At 30.4% G+C, this 22,988-nt stretch carries 14 protein-coding genes; 5 read left to right on the plus strand and 9 right to left on the minus strand.

Annotated elements, in window-relative coordinates; genetic code table 11:
* From BVC87_RS00005 to BVC87_RS00035, 7 genes are all read right to left on the minus strand, one after another.
* The coding region (locus tag BVC87_RS00005; RefSeq protein WP_143569680.1) for a non-ribosomal peptide synthetase at nt 1-11,338 on the minus strand (11,338 nt) is incomplete at its 3' end.
* A 272-nt stretch (nt 11,339-11,610) separates the two neighbouring features.
* Nucleotides 11,611-13,272 (minus strand): cyclic peptide export ABC transporter, encoded by a 1,662-nt coding sequence (locus tag BVC87_RS00010; RefSeq protein WP_075340286.1) that lies wholly within the window; start codon nt 13,270-13,272, stop codon nt 11,611-11,613.
* Between the two features lie 88 nt (nt 13,273-13,360).
* On the minus strand, nt 13,361-14,104 hold the full coding sequence (locus BVC87_RS00015; protein ID WP_075340287.1) for a thioesterase II family protein: 744 nt from the start codon (nt 14,102-14,104) through the stop codon (nt 13,361-13,363).
* 193 nt (nt 14,105-14,297) lie between these two features.
* On the minus strand, nt 14,298-15,689 hold the full coding sequence (locus BVC87_RS00020; protein ID WP_075340288.1) for an aspartate kinase: 1,392 nt from the start codon (nt 15,687-15,689) through the stop codon (nt 14,298-14,300).
* A gap of 61 nt (nt 15,690-15,750) precedes the next feature.
* Nucleotides 15,751-16,428 carry a 4'-phosphopantetheinyl transferase family protein gene (locus BVC87_RS00025; RefSeq protein ID WP_075340289.1) on the minus strand — a complete coding sequence of 226 codons (678 nt, stop codon included), beginning with the start codon at nt 16,426-16,428 and terminating at the stop codon, nt 15,751-15,753.
* A 34-nt stretch (nt 16,429-16,462) separates the two neighbouring features.
* Entirely contained in the window at nt 16,463-17,896 is a 1,434-nt protein-coding gene (locus tag BVC87_RS00030) for an aspartate aminotransferase family protein (protein WP_075340290.1), read from the minus strand.
* 428 nt (nt 17,897-18,324) lie between these two features.
* The gene (locus BVC87_RS00035; RefSeq protein ID WP_075340291.1) at nt 18,325-18,846 is read right to left on the minus strand and encodes a UpxY family transcription antiterminator; all 522 of its coding nucleotides are present in this window, start codon (nt 18,844-18,846) and stop codon (nt 18,325-18,327) included.
* A gap of 509 nt (nt 18,847-19,355) precedes the next feature.
* On the opposite strand from BVC87_RS00035, the gene BVC87_RS00040 reads away from it, so the two are divergent.
* The 4 genes from BVC87_RS00040 to BVC87_RS00055 all read left to right on the plus strand — a co-directional run bounded on the left by BVC87_RS00040 (nt 19,356) and on the right by BVC87_RS00055 (nt 21,142).
* Entirely contained in the window at nt 19,356-20,009 is a 654-nt protein-coding gene (locus tag BVC87_RS00040) for a hypothetical protein (RefSeq protein ID WP_075340292.1), read from the plus strand.
* A gap of 2 nt (nt 20,010-20,011) precedes the next feature.
* Nucleotides 20,012-20,365, plus strand: a complete 354-nt coding sequence (locus BVC87_RS00045; protein ID WP_075340293.1) for a hypothetical protein — start codon at nt 20,012-20,014, stop codon at nt 20,363-20,365.
* A gap of 124 nt (nt 20,366-20,489) precedes the next feature.
* Entirely contained in the window at nt 20,490-20,945 is a 456-nt protein-coding gene (locus BVC87_RS00050; protein ID WP_075340294.1) for a hypothetical protein, read from the plus strand.
* Complete coding sequence (locus BVC87_RS00055) at nt 20,942-21,142, plus strand: helix-turn-helix transcriptional regulator (protein WP_075340295.1); 201 nt, start codon at nt 20,942-20,944, stop codon at nt 21,140-21,142. Before BVC87_RS00050 ends, BVC87_RS00055 begins: the two co-directional genes overlap by 4 nt.
* 92 nt (nt 21,143-21,234) lie before the next feature.
* Here the strand turns inward: BVC87_RS00055 and BVC87_RS00060 are convergent, their stop codons facing one another.
* Nucleotides 21,235-21,702: a CBS domain-containing protein gene (locus tag BVC87_RS00060; protein WP_075340296.1), complete on the minus strand. Its 468-nt coding sequence runs from the start codon at nt 21,700-21,702 to the stop codon at nt 21,235-21,237.
* A gap of 312 nt (nt 21,703-22,014) precedes the next feature.
* On the opposite strand from BVC87_RS00060, the gene BVC87_RS00065 reads away from it, so the two are divergent.
* The gene (locus BVC87_RS00065; protein WP_075340297.1) at nt 22,015-22,296 is read left to right on the plus strand and encodes a Sec-independent protein translocase subunit TatA/TatB; all 282 of its coding nucleotides are present in this window, start codon (nt 22,015-22,017) and stop codon (nt 22,294-22,296) included.
* Nucleotides 22,297-22,299: 3 nt separating this feature from the next.
* Here the strand turns inward: BVC87_RS00065 and BVC87_RS00070 are convergent, their stop codons facing one another.
* Entirely contained in the window at nt 22,300-22,941 is a 642-nt protein-coding gene (locus tag BVC87_RS00070; protein WP_075340298.1) for an O-methyltransferase, read from the minus strand.
* Between the last annotated feature and the right edge of the window lie 47 nt (nt 22,942-22,988).

Genomic DNA, 22,988 nt, shown 5'->3' on the forward strand with positions numbered 1-22,988 from the left:
TAGCATCATTCAGCATGTACTCAATACGTTCTTCTGGATAGCCTGAATCAATAGGAACATAAGCGCCTCCTGATTTTAAAACGCCTAAAATTCCAACTAGTAATTCTAAACTACGATCCATACAAACACCTACCAACGTGTCTGGCTGTATGCCTTGATCTCGTAAATAATGAGCTAATTGATTTGAACGCTGATCTAATGCTGCATATGTTAGTGTTGTTCCTTCAAAAGAAATTGCAACCGCTTCTGGTGTTTTCTCAACCTGGGCTGTAAACAATTCAACAACAGTTTTTTCTGATGGATAAGCTAATGCTGTAGCATTAAATACTTCTAATATTTCTTGTTCTTCTTCTGGTGATACAATTCCTAAACTTGCTACTAATGTTGTTTGTTCTGTTTCTAAACCTTCTAATAGCTGAGTTAAGGCTTCTTGCATATACACAAGAATACGTTCTGATTCAATACTTTCTTCAATCTGAGCTGTTAATCCAAAGTCAACTCCGTAATCATCAACACTTAATCCAAACGGGTAATTAGTACGCTCTTGACCTCCTAACACCTTCATTCCTAAACTAAGGAACACTTCATCTTCTTCATTTTCAAGCGATCTAGAAGAATGGCGATAATTTAATAAAGCACTAAACAAAGGAACTTCGTTAGAAATATCACTCCAACCTTGAATACTTGATAATGGCGTTTGTTCATAGGATAATAATTCCTGCAATCTTTGCTTTACTTCTTGAATATATTCGAAAATACTTCCCTCAAAATCAATATAAAACGGTAATGTATTAATTAATAACCCTAAAGAATCTGTTGCTGAAGAACCTTGTAATCTTCCTGAAAATAACGAACCGAAAATAGCATAGTCTGTATTACTACACTTTCCTACAACTAATCCATATGCTGCATGAAAAACTACAGCAGGACTCATACCCATTTTTGTACTTACCCTACGAATTTTCTCACTCAGGGTTTGTGGTAAAATGACTACAGATTCTTTTATAGATGATGCTTTTACTTGAATATTTGACAATTCGAATGGATAGCTTGGCGTATCTATGGCACTCAACAGTTCTTTGAAGTATGACTCACTATTATTAGTCGCTTGCTGGTGTAAAGTGTGACCAATAAAATCTCTATATAAAGCAGGCTCAGGTAAACTCGCTACATCTTCTAAAACATATGACTTAATCTCTGAAACAATCTTCTCTATACCAACATGATCCATAATTAAGTGATGTTCTAATAAGATCAAATAATACGTATCATTCTGTAGATCGTCTGCTGTTTGTATCGCTATTAATGGAGCTTTAGAAACATCTAACCATTGATTTCTACGAGCCGTTAGTGCTTTTAATTCTGATAAAACATCTTTTGATGCTTCTACTGTTATTTCTTCTACTGATAATTTCGCTTCTCTAAGGACTACCTGAACTGGTTTTGGCAAGCCTTTATTTATAAAAGCAGTGCGTAAAACGTCGTGACGGTTTATCACAAACTGCATAGCCTCTATAAAAGAACTACGCTTTTCTTTAGTTGTAAAGGATAATAAATTTGGTGTAATGTATGGATCTCCTTCATTTTTATCACTCATTAAGTGATGGAAATACATTCCTTCCTGTAATGGCGACAGCGGATAGATGTCTTGAATATTAGATACATCACCTTCAATACTACTCACGATTTTATCTAGATGATCTTGTTCAAAATCCAATAATGGGACCATTGTTGGAATAATGCGCTCAGTATCTACTGTAATTCCATTTGCTGGAACTTGATAAACTGCTGTAGAAGATGATAAACTATCACTAATTCCTGCTATGGTAGGAGTAGCAAAAATATCTCTTACTGTGATATTTAAATCGTGTTTTTGCAGGTGTGAAATCAACTCTACAACAAGCAGGCTATGACCACCTAATTCAAAGAAATTATCATAAACACCTATTTTCTCAAGCCCTAACAACTCTTGCCAAATACCCACCAACTTCGCTTGAATGGCTGTACTAGGTCCCACATAACTTTCTCTAGATAACAAACTATCTTCTGGGGCAGGTAACGCTTTTTTATCTAACTTACCATTAGCTGTTAAAGGCAATACTTCTAATTCCACCCATATCTTTGGCACCATGTAACTTGGTAATAAAGAAGCTAGTTTTTCCTCAGTGGCTGTCTTATCAAAATTTTCCGAAACCACAACATAACCAACTAAACGCTTCCCTCCAATAGCAGCAGTTTGAACAACTACACAACTACTTTCTATTGTTGAAATTTGAGACAAAGCATACTCAATTTCTCCTAACTCAATACGATAACCTCGAAGATTAACCTGTGCATCTTTTCTACCAACAAATCTTAAATTTCCATCTTCCTGCCAATACGCTAAATCCCCTGTTTTATATACTCGTAATCCTGAATGAAAAGGATTGTCTATAAATTTATCTGATGTTAATACAGGTCTATTTAAATATCCTTTTGCAACACCTGCACCTGATGCCCATAACTCTCCTACAACACCTTCTGGACACAAATTTCCAGAGGAATCAACTATATATAATTTTGTATTTGCAATAGGCTTACCAATAGGAATACTTTGCGATAATTGATCTACATGATAGTAACTAACACAAACTGTAGCCTCTGTAGGTCCATATGTATTATAAATAGCAACCTTATCATAAATCTTATCTACATAAGAACTTTTTAAAACATCTCCACCACTAATAACAACACGTAAAGACAACTCTTCTATACTATCTTCCGAGTTTATATATGATACCATGTAAGGGTTTGTACTTAGTAAAGTAACTTTTGCTTCTTTACATAGATCAACAAGAGATGAAAAATCTGTACGATCTTCTGCTATAACTAATTTACCTCCTACACTTAAAATTGGGAATAACTCTTCAATAGAAGTATCAAATGAAATTGTAGATTGACTTAAAATAACATCTGAACTGTTTATATTAAAATAAGATGAAAAGGTTAACACATAATCTACTAAAGAATTATGTGTTACTTCAACTCCTTTAGGTTTTCCAGTACTACCTGAAGTGTAAATTACATATGCTAAATCTTCAACCGAACGATCTACAATTAACTCTTTATGATTAACTGCACAAATCTTGTCCCAATCTTGATCTAATACAATATTTTCAAAAGGAATCTCTTCTGGTAATAACTCCTTTGTAGCAGTATCTGTAATCACTATACCTAATTCTGCATCCAAAAGCATATAAGATATACGATCTTTAGGATAACTTGGATCAATAGGTACGTACGCCCCACCTGATTTTAAAATACCTAAAATACCAACTAATACATCTAAACTGCGATCCAAACAAAGACCAACTAAAGAATTCTTAGTAACTCCTTTTGCTATTAAATAATACGCTAAATCTTCTGAACGAGCATTTAATTCGCTGTAGGTTAAGCTATCATTCTTAAATGCTAGTGCAATACTATCTGGATTATTAGTAACCTGAGTTTCGAAAAGATCTAAAAAAGTAATCTCTGAGTTATACGTAACATCAGTAGCATTAAATATGTTTAATAATTTGAGGCGCTCTTCTCCAGATACAATATCTAATGAACTTATCAAACTTGAAGGAGCATCTACTAAAGATTTTAATAAATCTTCTAATGCAGTCTCCATATAATTCAAAATACGGTCTGAGTCAATCCCTGAAATGATTTGAGCAGTCAAACCAAAAGTATCTCCATAATCATCAACATCTATCGAAAAAGGATAATTTGTACGCTCTCCTGAATTCAATATTGTAGCTCCTAAATCATGATCATTACTCAAACCACCCTCTGGAGTAACTTGACTATGACGATAATTTAATAATGCGCTAAATAAAGCAGTATCATTTGAAATTCCGCTCCATCCTTGAATAGCAGATAATGGCGTTTGCTCATAAGGTAATAAAGCACCTAATAATTCCTGAACACTACTAATATAAGCTGAAACACTTCCTTGTAAAGAAACTAAAAATGGTAAGGTATTGATAAATAATCCTAACGAATCTGAAGCCCCTAAAGAACCTTGTAAACGACCCGAAAATAAACTTCCAAATAATGCATAGTCACTTCCACTACATCTACCAACTACTAAACCAAAAGCAGCATGAAATAATACTGCTGGACTCATTCCTAATCGAGTACTAACCGATCTAATAGTTGTACTCAATTCTATCCCTAAAACACATTGTGATTCTTCTATATTTAAGCCTCCTTGCTGAATATTTGACAAACCAAATGGATAAGTAGGAGTATCAATATTACCTAATAAATTCTTAAAATAAGTAGCGCTGTCATTAACTTCACGTTGATGTAATGTATGACCAATAAAGTCTCTATATAAGACTGGAGTTGCTAAACTTGATCCTTCTCCTAATAAATAACTAACAATTTCTGATACGATTTTCTCTAAACCTACATGATCTAAAATCAAATGATGTTGGTTAATTACTAAATAATACAGATCATTCTTAACATCATCTGCAATCTTTAAGTCTAATAGTGGAGCATTAGAAACATCTAACCATTGACTTCCTGGTTTTGTACAATCCTTTAGGCTTGATAATATGTCTTCTGAAGCTTCCAAATTCAACTCTAAATTCTCCACAGGTAAAGTTGCATTTCTAAGTACTACTTGAACTGCCTTTGGTAATCCTGAACTAACAACACAAGTACGTAAAACATCATGACGATTCACTACAAACTGTAATGCTTCTATAAATGTCGAACGTTTCTGTTCACTAGTAAAAGAAAGTAAGTTTGATAGCACATATGGATCTCCTTTAGATCTATCACTCATCAAGTGATGGAAATACATTCCTTCTTGTAGTGGTGATAAAGGATATATATCTTGAATATTAGTAACTCCTCCTGAAATTTGTGAAACTACTATATCAAGAGTTTTCTGATCAAAATCCAATAATGGAACCATACTTGGTACAATATGATCTGTATCTTCTTTGATACCGTTAGCTGGAACTTCATATGATGTATTTGAAGAGGATAATTGCGTACTAATAGCAGCAATTGTAAAATTTGAAAAAATATCTTTAACCGCTACATGAATACCTGATTTCTGTAAACGTGAAATTAGTTGTACCACCAATAAACTATGTCCTCCTAATTCAAAGAAATTATCGTGTATTCCTATCTGTTCTACTCCTAATATATCTTGCCAAATAGAAACTAATTGTTCTTCTGTTTCATTTCTTGGAGCTACGTATTCTTTTGTTGATAATAATGATCCTTCAGGTTCTGGTAATGCTTTTCTATCCAACTTACCACTTGGAGTTAATGGCATAGCATCTAATTCAACCCAAATTAATGGGACCATGTATTCTGGTAAACTCTCCTTTACTATTAACTCAATAGCTTCTTTTTCAAAAGATTCTTCTGAAACTACATAACCTATTAATCGTTTATTTCCAGTAACGTCTTCTTTTGCTAATACACAACATTGCGTAATTGATGTTATGTTTGATAATGCGCTCTCTATCTCTCCAAGTTCGATTCGATAACCTCGAACTTTTACCTGAGTATCTCCTCTACCTACATATTCAATTGTACCATCTGGTAGCCACTTTGCTAAATCTCCTGTTTTATAGATTCGTTCACCTGCTACAAATGGATTATCAACAAATTTCTCTGATGTTAATGCTTCTCGATTCAAGTATCCTCTAGCTACTCCTTTTCCGCCTACACATAGTTCTCCTACAACTCCCACAGGAACTAATTCTGTAGACTCATTAACAATATAAATCTGTGTGTTTGCTATTGGGCGTCCAATAGTTTGTACTCCTCCTAACTCTCTTTTAATAAAAGTACTATAGGTAGTGGCTTCTGATGGACCATATAAATCGTAAACTGAGCTTACTGAACTCTCCTTGTAAATACGATCAACTAAACTTGGCAATAAGGGTTCTCCTGCTAAATTAATGGTCTGTACACTATTCGGTAACTTCCCCGATTCTAATAATCCTTGTAAAACACTTGGAACAGTGTTTATCAAAGAAACTTCTACAGATTCACCTTCTGCTAACGATAATAAATTATCTACTAACTCTAGTTTAGAACCACAACATAAACTCGTGAAGATTTCAAATATTGATAAGTCAAAGTTCATTGAAGTACTACACAACATTCCTAGCCCTAAAGAATCCTTAAAATTCTCAATAGACCACTGTACTAAATTGAGCATGTTACCATGTTCAATCATAACTCCCTTGGGCTTACCCGTACTCCCTGAAGTGTAAATAATATAGGCTAAATCAGCACTTGAAAGTGATTGATAATTTAATTCACTTGTACTTTGAGATAAAATAGCTCCATTCTCTTCGTCTAGAGTTATCACCGTAATTCCTGTAATTTGATCTAGAACACTACTTGTAGCTGTATTAGAAACTACTAAACTCGCCTGTGTATCTTCTAAAATATAGGCAATACGATCACTTGGATACTTCGGATCAATCGGAACATAAGCGCCTCCTGATTTTAGAGTTCCTAAAATACCCACTATCATCTCTAAACTACGATCAATACAAATACCTACTAGGCTATCCGATGTTACTCCTTGATCTCGTAAATAACGACCTAATTGATTTGAACGGTCATCCAATTCTTTATAGCTTAAAGTATTTCCTTTATACACTACAGCAGAATTGTCTGGTGATTTTTTTACCTGATCTGCAAATAACTCTAAAATCGTATTACAACTGCTATATTCAGTAGTTGTTGTATTGAAATCCTCCAACAATTGGGAAATTTCTGATTCTGGTAGAATATTTATGCTAGTAACAGCTAACTCTTTTTCTGTTTGTAAGCCTTTTAATAACTGAGTCAATACCTCTTCCATATAGTTTAGTAGACGACTTGGAATGATAGTATTGCTAACTTGGACTTCTAATCGAAAATCATCTCCATAATCATCCACATTTAGCATAAAAGGATAATTAGTACGTTCTTGACTTTCTATGGTTTGAATTCCTAACTTCTTTGTGATTTCTTCTGTTTCTGAAACGGTTGAAGAGTGACGAAAATTCAATAATGCACTGAATAGTGGAATTTCATTAGAGATTCCACTCCAAGATTGAATATCTGCTAAGGAAGTTTGTTCATAAGATAATAAGTCTTCTAACCCCTGTTTTACAGCAATTATATATTCAGAAATAGTTCCTTTTAACGCTGTAAAGAAAGGTAAGGTATTGATAAATAGACCTAATGAATCTGCTGAATTTAAAGTCCCTTGTAAACGCCCTGAAAATAAGGATCCGAAAATAGCATACGATGTATTACTACACCTTCCTACAACTAATCCATATGCTGCATGAAAAAGTACTGCTGGACTGATTCCTAAATTGGTACAAACTACTCGAATTTCTTTACTTAATGCTTTAGGTAAAACAGTACTTGTTTCTTCTACATCTGTACCATTTCCTAAAACATTTGATAAAGCGAACGGATAAGTTGGTTCATCTATTTCTCCTAATAATTCTGTAAAATACGATTCACTATCATTGATTGACTGTGCATGTAATGTATGACCAATAAAATCTCGATAAAGAACTGGAGTTGGAAGGCTGTTTATATTTTCTGAAACATACATTTCCATTTCAGAAACAATTTTTTCCATTCCTACATGATCTAGTACTAAATGATGCTGTTGAAGTAGTAAATAATAACATCCCTTTTCTAAATCATCAGCTATTGTTACCTGTAATAAAGGAGCTTTAGCAACATCCATCCATTGATTCTCAGGAGTTCGAAGTGATTCTAATTCAGATACTACATCCTTAGTAGAATCATTAACTTTTAAATGTTCTACTAATAACTTTGCTTCTTTAAGCACTACTTGTACTGCCTTTGGTAAACCTTTACTCAACATACAAGTACGTAACACATCATGTCGATTCACTATAAATTGCAAAGCCTCTATAAAAGTTACTCTTTTCTCTTGATCTGAAAATGATAGCAAACTCGATATTATGTAAGGGTCACCTTCATTTTTATCACTCATTAAATAATGAAAGTACATACCTTCCTGTAATGGTGATAATGGATAAATATCTTGAATATTGGCAACTCCTCCTTCTACTTGAGAAATGATTTTATCTATATCTTCCTGTTCAAAATCAATTAAAGGAACCATGCTTGGAGTGATATACTCTGTATCTGGAGTAATTCCATTTTCGGGAACTTGATACACTGTATTTGAAACGGATACATTTGCGGCAATAGAAGCTATTGTTGGACTTGCGAATATATTTTTTGCTTCCACATAATATCCAATGGTTTGTAAACGTGAAATTAATTGTACTACTAGTAAACTATGGCCTCCTAATTCAAAGAAATCGTCGTACACTCCAATTTTTTCTATCCCAAGTAATTCTTGCCAAATAGAAACTAATGTTGACTCCAATTCATTTCTAGGAGCCACATATTGGTTACTTGACAAATCTGAAATATTTGGATTTGGTAATGCTTTTCGATCTAACTTTCCATTGTTAGTTAGTGGCATTGACTCCATTTCTACCCAAATTAATGGGACCATGTAGTCTGGTAAATTCTTTCTTAGTTCTGATTGAACAACTTCTTTTTCAAATGCTTCTTCTAAAACTACATATCCTACCAAGCGCTTATTTCCAACAACATCTTCTTTTGCTAATACACAACATTGACTAATTGATGGTATGTTAGATAATACGCTTTCAATTTCACCAAGTTCAATTCGATATCCTCGAATCTTTATCTGTGCATCTTTTCTTCCAATGAACTCAATATTACCATCAGGTAACCATTTCGCTAAATCACCTGTTTTATATAATCTATCTCCTTTTTTAAATGGATTATCTACAAACTTTTCTTCAGTTAATTCTTCATTATTCAAATACCCCCTACCTACTCCAGATCCTCCTACTACTAATTCTCCGACAACTCCTACTGGAACTAAATTCATTTCAGAATTAGTAACGTAAGCAAAGCTGTTTTTAATAGGCCTCCCTATCGGAAGAGAAACTTTAGTATTAACTATCTCATATGTAGTTGAAAATGTGGTATTCTCTGTTGGTCCATACCCGTTAATTATAGTAAGATTTGGGTATAATTCTTTTAGTTTATTAGTATAGTTAAACAATACAACATCACCTCCAACTAATAGGTATTTTAGGGATGAAAAAATACTTGGATCTTCATCAACCAATTGATGAAACCAAGAAGCAGTCATCCACAAAGTATTCACTTCTTTTTCTAGTAATGTTGCTTTTAAATTTGCTCCATTTAAAAGCGTTTCTTTTGTTGTAAGTATTAATTCTCCTCCATTTAAAAGTGTCCCCCAGTATTCTATAGTAGTAGCGTCAAAAGAAATAGAACCAGTAGACAACCAAACAGTATCTGAATTTAATGTAACATAATCACAACTTAATGCTAAACTAATAATGTTTTTATGTTCTATCTGAACTCCCTTTGGTCTTCCAGTACTTCCTGAGGTATAGATTATATAAGCTAGATCATTCGGCTTAATAATATGTTCTAATATTTTTTCTGAATAGTTTGAAATTAATTCATCCCAATTTTCATCTAGAGAAATAGTATTTATATTTTCTCTTCTTGACAATGCTTCACTATTTGCTTTAGAGCTTAATACTATTTGAATATCAGCATCTTTCAACATAAAATCGATACGATCTTCAGGATAATTAGGATCAATAGGAACGTATGCTGCGCCAGACTTTAAAATTCCTAGAATTCCGATAATTAACTCTAAGCTACGATTCATACAAACTCCTACAAATACATTTGGTTGTACTCCGTTTGCTCGTAAATAATGTGCTAATTGATTTGATTTTTCATCTAACGTTTTGTAAGATATGGTCCTATCTTCAAAAGAAATTGCATTTGCATTTGGTGTTTTTGCTACTTGTGCTTCAAATAATTCTACAATTGTTTTATCTGATGGGTATGCTTGTTCTGTAGCATTAAAAACATCTAATATTTGCTTGTTTTCTTGTTCAGTTAGAATGGATATATTTTTTAGTGGTTGCTCTAAATTCTCTTCAAACTGCCTTATAATAAAAAGTATTCTTTCTGTTAGCTTTTCTATCTCTTCTTTATCAAAATATTCTTGAAGAAAATCAACATTTAAAATTAGTGATGAATCTTCTCCATAATCACACCAGCGAAACGATAATGGGACTTCTAAATCGACGATTGTAGATAAGTGTTTTATGACTATCTGTAGTCCAGATTCTAATGACTTTGGAAGCGGAAATGGTTCATAGTTAACTATGATATCAAAAAGTTGTTTTCTACTTTCTGACAATAATTTTAATGATCTATTTAAATGTGAAATTGGATATTGCCTATACCTATAATCGTTACGTTGCGTTTTTTTTATGTTTGTAATAAAATCTAATAACGTTTCATTTGAATTATACTCTCCTTTAAAAGGAAGTATACTAGAGAACATTCCTAATGCTTTACGTTCTGCACGGCTAACTCTGTTATGAACTGGTACTCCAAAACTAAACTCTTTCTTGTCTGTAGTTTTTCCAAAATATAGTAACAATGCCGCTATTGTAAATTGCGGTAAACTGGCTTTTGTTTTTTCTGTTAATCGACTAAATAATGCTTTATCAGATTCAGAAGTATGTTTAGAAAATCTATAACCACCTTTTTTGTTACTTTTTTTATTAGGATTTATTACAGATTCAGGAATACTAGTAAATTTTTCTTTCCAATACACTGCATCTTTTTCATATTGTTGAGATGTTAAATACTCATTATTCTTTTGAGTAATACTAAAATAAGATGGATATTTTTTTGGCTCAGTTTCTTCAATATTGTTTAATCTTCTATCATATTCATCTATTACATAGCTTACCACTAAAGCAGAACCAAATCCATCATATATTAAATGATAATTCAAAACACACCACCAATGTATATCCTCAGCTATTTTTATAAGTGTATAATCGTATAATTTATCTTGTGTTAAATCAAAAGCGGTATCTATTCTTCGTTGCATCCATTCTTTCGCTACTTTTTCTGGACTCTCCTCCTGTGAAAAATCTATTTCGTTTAAATGAACTTCTGTATGATCTCCTATGTGAAACATAGGCTCGATTCCTGTAAAATCATACCTATAGTTATAAGTATCATAAACCGAAGATAAGCTAGCAACTACACTTTTAAATAAAGCGGTATCTAATGCTCCTGTGAGAACAACATATCCTCCCATATTATATATCGGACTCTGAGGATCTATTAATTGACCATAATACACCTCTAGCTGTGCTAAATGTAATTTCTGTTTTAGATTCATTTTAGATTTTTTATTTCAAGAAACTTACCTTTTGGAAAATTGTAGTAATAAGAAGAGTCTATACACTAATAACAATGTGTAATTTTTACATAAAGTTTCTACTTACTTCGATTTAGTTCGTAGTAAGCTTTGAAGCTTCACATTGTTATTATATGCTTATAAATGTGCAGATAAGACTAGCTTAATCTTATTTTTAAAATAAAAAAGGTATTAATTATTGACGATTACACGTACGTATGATGAAATAGAAATTATATAAGTTATGCTAACTGTTAAAAACTTGGCACTCCTAATAATTTCTCTTCCTCTTTCATCTGTCCATAAGAGAACTTAATCAAGCGATCACATAGGTGGTAATATGCATCATCGTGCGTAATTGCGATCACTGTTTTTCCATTTCTTTTTAGTGAAGGGATAATATTTTCATAAAAATACTTTCTAAACTCTGGATCTTGCTCAGCTGCCCACTCATCAAAAATAAAAATATCTTTATCTTCTAATAAAGTGTATATAAGAGCTAATCTTTTTTTCTGACCACTAGATAAATCTTGATGTACCTTATTCTTATCTTCATTTTGTATAATTACTGTATCAAGTTTCATTTCTTTAAGTAAATCCTGGAATTTTGTATTTGATTCTGTTAAATCAAATCCATCATAATTTTCAGTAAAAAGATAGTTATTTGAAAACACACAAGACAGTTTATCTCGATAATGCAATCTATTTTCATTTGTAATTAATGTATCATTGTAATACATATCTCCAGATTTTTGAATACACAAACCTGATAAAATATTTATAAAAGTACTTTTTCCACTACCATTACCTCCATATATAAATATTACATCTCCTCTATTTATCTCTAAATCTATGGGTTCTAGTTTAAAACTTACTTTTCCTTCTTCTTCATTAAGGTACTCATATGTTACATCATTTACTGTAAGCTTATCAAAAGTTTCTAAAGTATTTACCGAATCTTTTGGAAGCTTTTCATAATTAAACTTACTGGTAGTAATTTCTGTGAATTCATTTAACCTTGAAATTGCCACATTAAAAGCTATAACACTTGGAATCATAGTAATTAACATAGATATAGGTCCTATTAAAAATAAAACAGCAAACATAAAACCGCTAATTACTTGTTTTTCTACTGTGAAAATAACTGGCATTATAAAAATAATTGTAGCGATTAAAAGATTAAAAGAAAATTCTCCTGTTACTTCATTTCCTAAGGACGCTTTTTGCGACCTTACCATTAACTTAACTGAGTTCTCTCTGTTCTTTTTCATAAAGTTATAAAACAAAGAGTTACTTCTTTTTGTACTCATTTTAATTTTATTAAAACCATGAACAAAATCATTGTAGTTATTCATAAAATCATCATCTAAATCCCTTTCTTCATCCATACTCTTTTCAATTATTGCACTTCTGTACATGTAAACAGCACTTAGAACGATCACTAGACCTATAATCATTAGTGCTCCTGGAGGATATAAAAAGAACATATATGCAATAGTAACAATTGACATAATTAAAGCATTTAATAAGGATATAAATGTTTCTGGAATTTCTTCTAAAGTACCTATATCTTCCATTGCTGTTCTAATTCTAGCTTCTCCTAAACGTAAATAAGATTCATAATCTGATAACCTTAGTCTGTTAATGATTTTAAGCATTATATCTTTTCCAAAGTTTAAGGTTATTTTGATGATATGCATTTTAAAGAAGTAAGTAAATATTAACGATGACACTGCAAAAAATGTAAAAACTTGCCAATCATAACCTTCAAGCAATGGCAAGGGAGCTCCTGATATTTTATTATTAATGATCGATATTAAAGCTGTGCTCCATAAACTACTAATGATAGTAAATATAGCCAACATTGGTAAAGCTAATTTGAATTTAAAAAAGCTGTATAAAGTTAATTTTTCCAATTTTATTTAGTTTTAAGTTGTTTATTCTTGTAATAAATTGATTAAATCATTTATTACATTTAGTATTTATTTGGTTATTTAAAATTGATTAATAAACTACTACATTGTCACGTATTGCAGCGTCATAAATTTTATTAGCAATTGTTTTTGAATGATTTAAGATAAAAAAATGATCTCCTTTTAATAACTCAAAAGTACAAGCTGATGTAGTTTCATTTTGCCATGCTTTCATAGTAGGTAAAGGTGTTTTATCATCTTCTTCTTTCCCTATTTCATCTTCTCCCATGCAAACATGTATTGGAATTGAAAAAGGATTTTCCATTTCTTGATATTGATACTCCTCCACTGCTTTGAAATCAGATTTCATTATAGGATAGTATAAATCTAATAATGCTTTATGTTCGAAAAAGTCACTAGGTAAGCCTCCTATTTTATCAATTTCTTCCCAAAACTCATCCTTGGGTAAATGTGATCTTTTTTTACTACATCTTTCGAACCCTGGAGCTCCTCTTCCTGTTAAGAATAGACATGTTGGTTGCTTTAACCCTTTTTCTCTAATTCTTTTTGTTAACTCATAGCCTAACAAAGTTCCAAGGCTGTGTCCATAGATACTATATGGGCCTTCTTTCAAAATATGAGGTATCATTTTTTGTAAAAGATCTTCTGCCATATCATTCACATTGGTCAGCAAGTTTTCTTTAAATCGTCCACCTCTTCCAGGAAGTTCTAAAGTGATCCACTCGACTTTTTTTGCAATGTGCTTTTCAATGTCATTAAAACTATATTTATTTCCTCCAGCAAATGGTATTGCTATTATTCTTGCCTTATTCATTAGTCATTCTTTTGTTAAATTTTGAATTCTTAAAATACTTGTACTTATACTAGTGTGAAATACTAATTACGGTGTAGTGAGTATAAATTATATTACTTTAAATCAGAGAAAATAAACGTATCACTAATTTCCTTTATGTTATAAATAGTTCTTTTATATCTCTTGATTTCTAGTATCAAATAAAATTCTATTGCTAACTTAATCTTAAACTCAAGTTACTTGGATTGTCAATTATTTTTCCATGTAAAACTCCTAAGGATCTTTTAAAGTCACCTTCTTTTAAAATCATACAAATCGAGTTAAAAAAGAGCCTATATCCTAAAATTTCTATTTTATCTAATTCTAACGTTTCTTTAATCTTCTTCAATTCTTCTTTTTTATCCATTTTTTGACTAGTTACTGTTATTAAAACAATATCATCGTCAATGATATTTGCATAGCGTGAATTTGAAGAAGTATTTATTCCTATTTCTTGTATTAGTGTTTCAAAGTTTTCACTAAAGAAATTGATACAATCATTTGCAACTACATAATAGGACTTATCATCGTTTTTAAAAGTTTTCACTCTAAAAAACAGATAGTTCTTATCTATAATTTCTTTAATTAATGTTTTTGGTAAATCCCAGTTTTTATCGAAGCTTACTATACTACAGGCTTGATGAGCTGATAAGGCTTTTTGCAAACAAAAATCTTCTTCATTTATAACTTGCGTACCTTTAAAACTACAATCAAAAGTATTTCTAATTAAAAATGGAATATTATGTTTAGATAGCTCATCTATAGATTCTGGATGTACTAATACATTAGATCCAAACTTCGACAGGTTTCTAAGTTCTGAAAATGTAATATTTTCTAAAGAGCTTGCTTTTAAAACTTTATTAGGATCAGCTGTCATAATTCCATTTACATCTGTCCATTTAGTTACTTTTTCTGCCTTTAAAATTGTTGCTAAAATAGTTGCTGTATAATCCGAGCCTCCTCTACCTAAAGTTGTTGTGTCTCCATAAATTGAACGTGCTATAAAACCTGTAACTACATAGCTTCTTTTATTTTCTGCAAAAAAAGAGGTTACTACTGATGTTGTTAAATCCCAATCTATTTTTGCATTGGTAAAATTTGTGTCAGTAATAATGAATTCTCTTGCATCTTTAAAACAAAAATTTAATTGATTTTCATTTAAATACGCTGCTATAATTTGAGCTGAAAACAATTCTCCAAAGCTTATAATTTTATCATAATCTTTAGAGCTTAAACTTTGTTTTTTTACAATTTCATTTACAGTTTCTATAAGATTTTGCTCTTGTTTCTTTATGTGTTGTTCTAAACTTTTAGGAGCTTCCTTAAAAATAACATTTATGAATTCTTGATGCTTTTTAGAAATTATGTTGATAATTTTATTGTAACCTTCTTCTTCTCTTTTTAATATATCTACAAGATCCACTAAATGATTTGTTACTCCTTTTAGAGCTGAAACTACAATAATTAGAGGTTCATTATTCAGATTATATCCTCGTACTATTTGCACCATATTTTCTAGAGAAACTTTAGAACTAACTGAACTTCCTCCAAATTTTAATATTTCCATAATCTTAATTAGTTTTTTTATCGTCTCTTTAACAATACTCTACATAGTATTTGATCTTTAATTAGCTAAAAACGGGACTAATACTCTTATATAAATCTTGTAGCTCTACTTGGTTATGATTTATGGTAAAAATGTGATTTGATACTACATGACATCTGTAATTAGATGCTATCTCTACACTTTTACTAAACCATTTAGTTTGATCAATAGAAACGTAATCTTGGTTAATTTTTATATCCTTAAACGGTATACCTAAGCCTCTTCCATCTGCTTTACTTAACGCCTCTTTTATTGTCCAAGTATCATAAAACGTTTTGTAAGGATATTTTGAATTTTTTATGTATTCTTTTTCTTCAAATGTTAGTATTGAATTAAAGCCTTCTATTTGAAGATTCTCATTTATTTTTTCGATATCAATCCCTAATAATGAATTACATAATGAATATGCCAAAACCACATAATCTCCTGAATGAGAAATATTAAATGAAAAATCTTCTTCGAAATATGGCTTTTGATATTTTGTATACTTTATATCATTAAGAGATGTATTTACAAAATAGATCTCTAATACATTCTTGAGTAATAGTTTTCCTAAAAGACTCGCTTGTTTATCTTTTTGAAAGTGAAATTTTTCCACTTTCTTTTGTTGATTTTTTGGTATTTGCAACAAATAACTCAACCATAAATCATCAGTAAGCAATTGAGAATTTTCTACACTTAAAACTTCTATTTTTTTCATTGAATGTATTAGAGGTTTTACTAGTGTTTTTTAATTAAAATGAAGCTTCTTCAAGAACCGCATCGTTTTTCTTTTCTTCTATTTTAGATGTAATTGCTTCAAAAGATTCCTCCATTATTGATAATGCATTATCTATAATTTGCGGTGTAATTGTTAATGGCGGTACTATACGAAGTACATTGTTATAATGACCACCAACTTCAAATAACAATCCTCTTTGTAAACAATTCGCTCTTAATTCTTTTACCATTTCTGGATATGGCTCTTTTGTAAATAAATCTTTTACTAACTCAACACCGATCATTAGTCCCTTACCTCTTACATCTCCTATAAAAGGGAATTTCTTAGCAAGATTATTTAATCCTTGAGTCATATATGCTCCCATTTCTTTAGTATGAGACTTTACATCGTACTTTTCTACAAAATCAAAAGCTCCATTAGCAGCTGCTAAACTTACCTGATTTGCTCTAAAGGTTCCTATGTGTGCACCTGGTCCCCAAGCTTCTACTTCTTTTTTATAAACTAATGCAGAAATTGGAAAACCTACACCTCCAAGACCTTTCGATAATGTGATGATATCTGGCATTACTCCATAATTCATACAAGCTAAAAACTCTCCTGTTCTAAAGAATCCACTCTGAATTTCGTCAAAAATTACTAGTACATCGTTATTATGCGCTACTTCAACTAACTCATTCAAAAAACCAGGCACTGGAGGAATATTTCCACCTTCTCCTTGAATTGATTCTACAATAATAGCTGCCGGTTTTGCAATACCAGAATGTTTATTTTCTAATAAGAATTTTAAACGATCAATTGCATAGTTTTTACATGCAAATTCATCATCATTAGAAGGGCATCTGTATTGATAGCTAAATGGTGTAAAATGTACATTAGGAATTAAAGATGTTAATCTTTTTCTGAAAGCTGTATCCGCAGTAACTGCTAAAGCCGCAGAAGTCATACCATGGTATCCTCCAGAAAATGCTATAATTCCATCTCTTCCTGTTTTAATTTTTGCCAATTTAATTGCAGCTTCAACAGCATCTGAACCTGTTGGCCCTCCAAAACTTACCTTATAATCTCCTTGTACTGATTCAGGTAAGTTTTTTATTATTTTTTGAATTGCAGATAACTTATTTTCTGTTGGAAAGTCTAAAGCATGAATTAATTGATCTTGTTGCTCTTTAACATACGACAGTACTTCTTCATTACAATGTCCTACGTTAACTACTCCACAACCCGCAAATAAATCTATAAATTGATTTCCATCTACGTCTTCTATTATTGCTCCTTTAGCTCTTTTTATTGCAAAAGGCATGCTTCTTGGGTACGATACTACAGCACCTTCTATTTCTTGCTGTAAGTTTAAAAGCTCTTTTGAACGATCTCCTGGTACATTCTCACTGACTATTTTTGCAGATTCCGATAAATGAAATCTTGAAAATTTATGTGTTACTTCTTTCATTTTTTAAAAATTTGTTTTCATTATTTGGTTTGAATTCCTTATCAATTATGCTAACATTAATTAATAATAATACACTCGTACATTTACTTTAATAAGAGGCTATACGTATATTACATGCTTTGTAAATAGTTGTTATAATAATTCCAGTAACCTATACTTTACTTAACTCTTTTTTAAACCAATTTTAAATGAATTGAATAGACATACTTGTAGCTATTACACGGTTATTAAATTAACCATGTACACATGTTTTTCAAGGATTTTATATTGTTCCCAATAATTAAATTTCACATAAAAAACCTATTTCTTTAGATGAATACTGATTGAGTATTAGCTAAAGATTAATGCATAAAAATTCATATTAAAATTTAGAACTGTAAGGATAGAAGGATTATACTGTTAAATCGAAGATTCTTTATGAATTAAAGTTAAACTATTTCAGTCACTTCACACAGATAATTGGAAGGTACTGTTGCTGTAAAATTCTGTTTTAAAGAATCTATTCTAACAATAATTTTATTGTCATTATTAACTTTCAATACTTTACATTCAAAATCATGTAAGGGTCCAGTAATAATCTTTTTCATTTCTCCAACTTTAAGAAAGTTTTCTTCAGAAGCTGTTACTTTTAAGTTTTGATCGCTCACTAAAAATTTCATCTTTTCTATTTCTTTATCTGTTACTTGAGCATACTTATTTCCAAAACGAACATAATGACATACTCCTTTAATAGACAAAACTTTATGAAACTCTCTTAATGACTTTAAGTAAGTAAAAACATAGGAAGGAAATAGAGGTTGTAATACTATTTTTTTTCTATCACTCCATTGTTTTATAGTTTGTAGTTGTGGCAAGAAAGATTCTAGATCAATTTCTTTTAAAGATTCATAAACCCTTCTTTCCCAACGAGACTTGACATATATTACATGCCATCCGTTAGCGTAATTCATAGTTTTTAGTGCAATAAGTGGTTAATTGATTAAATGTAGGGATATGGCTTCGCCGTTCTCAATTACATGAGTTAGGCTTTTTTAATGGTTGATTGTCTGTAAATATGTTAGGATTAACATAAACACTCGTACAATTTTAAAAAAAATAAGTGGTCCACCAAAAAAAAGTATTAAAAAAAAGTATTAATAAAAAGTTAACAGAAAGTATATATCAAAAAAACAAGGCGCAAGAATATAAAAATATTACATTTTTAACAAAAAAACAAAGTAAAATTCATTTTTTTTGAAATATCCCTTACAAAACAGCTATTTTGGTTAAACTTTTTCATATGCTTAAAAATATAGTATTTGTCATTTTTTTTTTAAGCCAACCTGCTTAAAACGTTACTATTCAAACAAATTGCTCGATAAAAATGTAACTTATTCAAATTTGATTTTGACTTCATTCATCTGTAGTCGACTACATTCGGATAATTTTAATTATATTTGAACCTATTTTTAAAATTGTAATGAAATATACACTATATAGAAAAAATAATCCTGATAAAATAGGAATCGCTAAAGACCTCGCCTTACTAGTTTTAGGAGCAGCAAGTGCAGGACTCGACGGAGTTTTAGATATTGGAGTAATAGGATCTTTTCAAAAGCGAGATGTATTATATGTATTAAAGGATAATAGCAATACAACAGTATACTCTAATCATAAAGGTGAAGAATATTTTTTACCCGAAACAGGTTATAATCTAAAATACACTAAGATTCATGAAATAAAAAAATTTGGCTATTATGAATTATTAGTGAATGTGATTAATACTATTGATAATAAAACTATAGCCACTTGTACAAAGAAAACTACACTTAACTTTTTTAAGGGTATACAATTTTTATATCAGACAAACGGTAGTACCTACAAAATACAACTACCGAAGTTATTTTCTAAAACCTATTCATATAAAATAAAGAAAAGAGTAAACTATATTCTATTTAAAAAATGGAAAGAAATAGTAACATTCAAAAAAATTAAAGATGAAGAGTACACCTCTGTACTTGAATTGAACTTTCATAAAAATACTAAAGATCCATTTTTGTTATGTGTTTTTTTCATTCAGTTTATGATTACTGAAGGAGAAGATGGTTTTTGGGAAAATGAATTAGAAGATTAATAATGGAAAAAAGATACTGTTTAGAATGCTCAACCGAATTGAAAGGAAGAGCAGACCAAAAATTTTGCTCAGATTATTGTAGAAATACTTACAATAATAAAGTAGATAAGGACACCAAGAATTTAATCCGAAATATTAATAATAGACTTAAAAAAAACTATAAAGTTTTATCTGAACTAAATACTAAAGGAAAAACTAAAGTTTCAAGAGCTAAATTATATGATAAAGGATTCGACTTTCAATTGTTCACTTCTATATACCAAACCAAAACAGGTAATACCTATTTTTATATATATAACCAAGGTTATTTGGCTTTGGAAAATGAATGGTATTTACTTATTAAAAAAGAGTTGTAAAATCTAGTTCAAATTTCAAATTTAAAAGACTAAAATAGGTGAAAACATTTTAAAAAGTAAAGTTTATTTTACATTTTGGAAATTTTACATTACATTTAAATTGAAATTATAAATTTTAAATGTTATGAATACAAATTTTCTTTTACCAAATAAATATAAGTTCCTAGGTTGGACATTATTGACCTTTGGTATTCTAATTGGTTTTTATGTTATAGCATCAGACTATGAATCAGATCTTCTAGAAATCAAAGTATTATCTATTTTCTCTGACCCTTTAATTGGTGGGAATAAAGGTTTTTTCAAACTTATAGAGAATAGTATTGTAGATGAAATTGCATGTCTATTAATAATAATTGGTGGCTTAACTGTTGGATTTTCTAAAGAAAAGATAGAGGATGAATTTATTGCAAAATTAAGAACAGACTCTTTAATTTGGGCACTTGTAATAAATTATTTGATTTTGGCGCTAACAATAGTATTTGTTTACGACCTTACATTTTTTAATATACTAGTGTTCAACATGTTTACGCCTTTATTATTTTTTATTGTAAGATTTAATTTTTTAAAAATTCGTGCATGAAAAATACTATAAAAATTGAAAGAGCTAGACATAACCTAACACAAGCTAATTTAGCTGAAAAGATAGGAGTTAGTAGACAGTCAATAAATGCTATTGAAAAAGGAAAGTTTATACCCTCAACTGTACTAGCGCTTAAACTTGCGAAACTTTTTAATGCTTCAGTAGAAACCTTATTTTTATTAGAAGATGATGATTAGATCATTACTTATATTTTTTGGCATCAATTAAAAAAATTATGCTATTTAGTAGCAAACATATCTCTGATTGATGCCAAAAAATTAGTAATTTATCACTTCCAGGAATTTCCTTTCATTTGAATTGCTGCTTTTAAAATATCTTTTTGACTAATTTGTCCTACCAATTTTCCATTTTCTAAAATTGGGAATCTTCTTCTCTTAGATTTTAAAAAATGATTTGCAGCATCGAAAATATTCATATTTCCTGATATAGTTTCAACTTCTCTTACCATAGCTTTACCAACAGTATTTTCTTTATCTAAAGGTAAATTGTAATATCTACTTTCTGAGATGTGTTTAATACAATCTCCTTCTGAAATAATTCCAATCAACTCATTACGATCATTCACAACTGGTCCTCCTGAAATTCTGTTTTTAACCAATGTGTCTATCACTTCTTCTAAGGACTGATTTTCTTTAAAAGTGATTAGTTTTTTGGTCATATAATCAGAAACTAAAATAGGTTCTACTTCTTTCTTTACCACTAGCGTTCTTTTACCTTGAAAATTTTTAATCCCCATAATTAATTGATTTTAAGAAATATAATATAGTGAATTCCTGTAACATAAAAAAATAAGTTCAATTCAACTTCATTTTAGCTTTACTGAAAACATCTTACAAACTAACACCATCATACATTTTTTCTATTCTTATTTATTGATACATTTCTAATATAAAAGCAAACTATTTCTGTTAAAAATTGAAAAAAATATGATAATGCCAATACCATTTATAACTAGTAATTCAACTTGAATTACTCAAACTTTACGTTTTTAACAAAAAAGAAATTAGAATCGGAAACTTTAAAAAAGTTTATTAGCTATCTTTGTACTATGATGTTACCTTTTTTATTTATTGGAGGACCAGAGATTTTTATAGTATTACTGTTTGTTGTCGTTTTTTTCGGTGCAGATAAGCTTCCTGAAATTGCAAGAGGATTAGGAAAAGGAATGCGACAAGTTAAAGATGCAACTAATGATATTAAACGTGAAATAAATGATAGCGCTAAAAATCATGGTTTAGATACAGATATAGCTTCTGATATAAATAAAGAAGTAAATGAAGTAAAGGAAAATATTGAAGATCTTACTGGACCAATAAAAAGGAACATGTAGTTTTTATTTTACCCTACTTACTGTTAATCCATCTCTAATAGGAAGCAAAACTGTTTCAATTCTTTGATCTTCTTTTAATAGTTTGTTATACTCTAATAACATTTTTGTATCGATATCTTTAGGATTCAATTCCTCTACTACTTTTCCGCTCCATAAAACATTATCAGATAAAATAATACCTCCAGGATTCATTTTATCAATAATCAAATTAAAGTAATTTGGATAATTGGATTTATCTGCATCAATAAATACTAAATCAAAATTTTTATCTATTTCTGGTATAATGTCAATAGCATTTCCTACGTACTGCTTTATTCTTCCTCTGTAAGCTGATTTTTCAAAATACTTTGTTTGTAACTCTTCTAGCTCCTCATTTTTATCAATGGTATAAAGTATTCCGTCTTCTTGTAATCCTTCTGCCAAGCACAAAGCTGAATACCCTGTATAAGTTCCTATTTCTAAAATGGATTTAGGAGCAACTAATTTCGCTATCATGGCCAAAACTCTGCCTTGAAAAGCACCACTCAACATTCTAGGATTTAATACTCTTTGCCAAGTTTCTCTACTTAATTCTTGTAACAATTTAGGCTCTTGCTCTGAATGTGCTACAACATAATCATCTATTTTTTGAGGTAAGAAATGCACAATTTAATTTTAAAGTAAAAGTATGAAAACGGAACTTACACTAGTGC

It is taken from the genome of Tenacibaculum agarivorans (genome assembly GCF_001936575.1).
Classification (GTDB): domain Bacteria; phylum Bacteroidota; class Bacteroidia; order Flavobacteriales; family Flavobacteriaceae; genus Polaribacter; species Polaribacter agarivorans.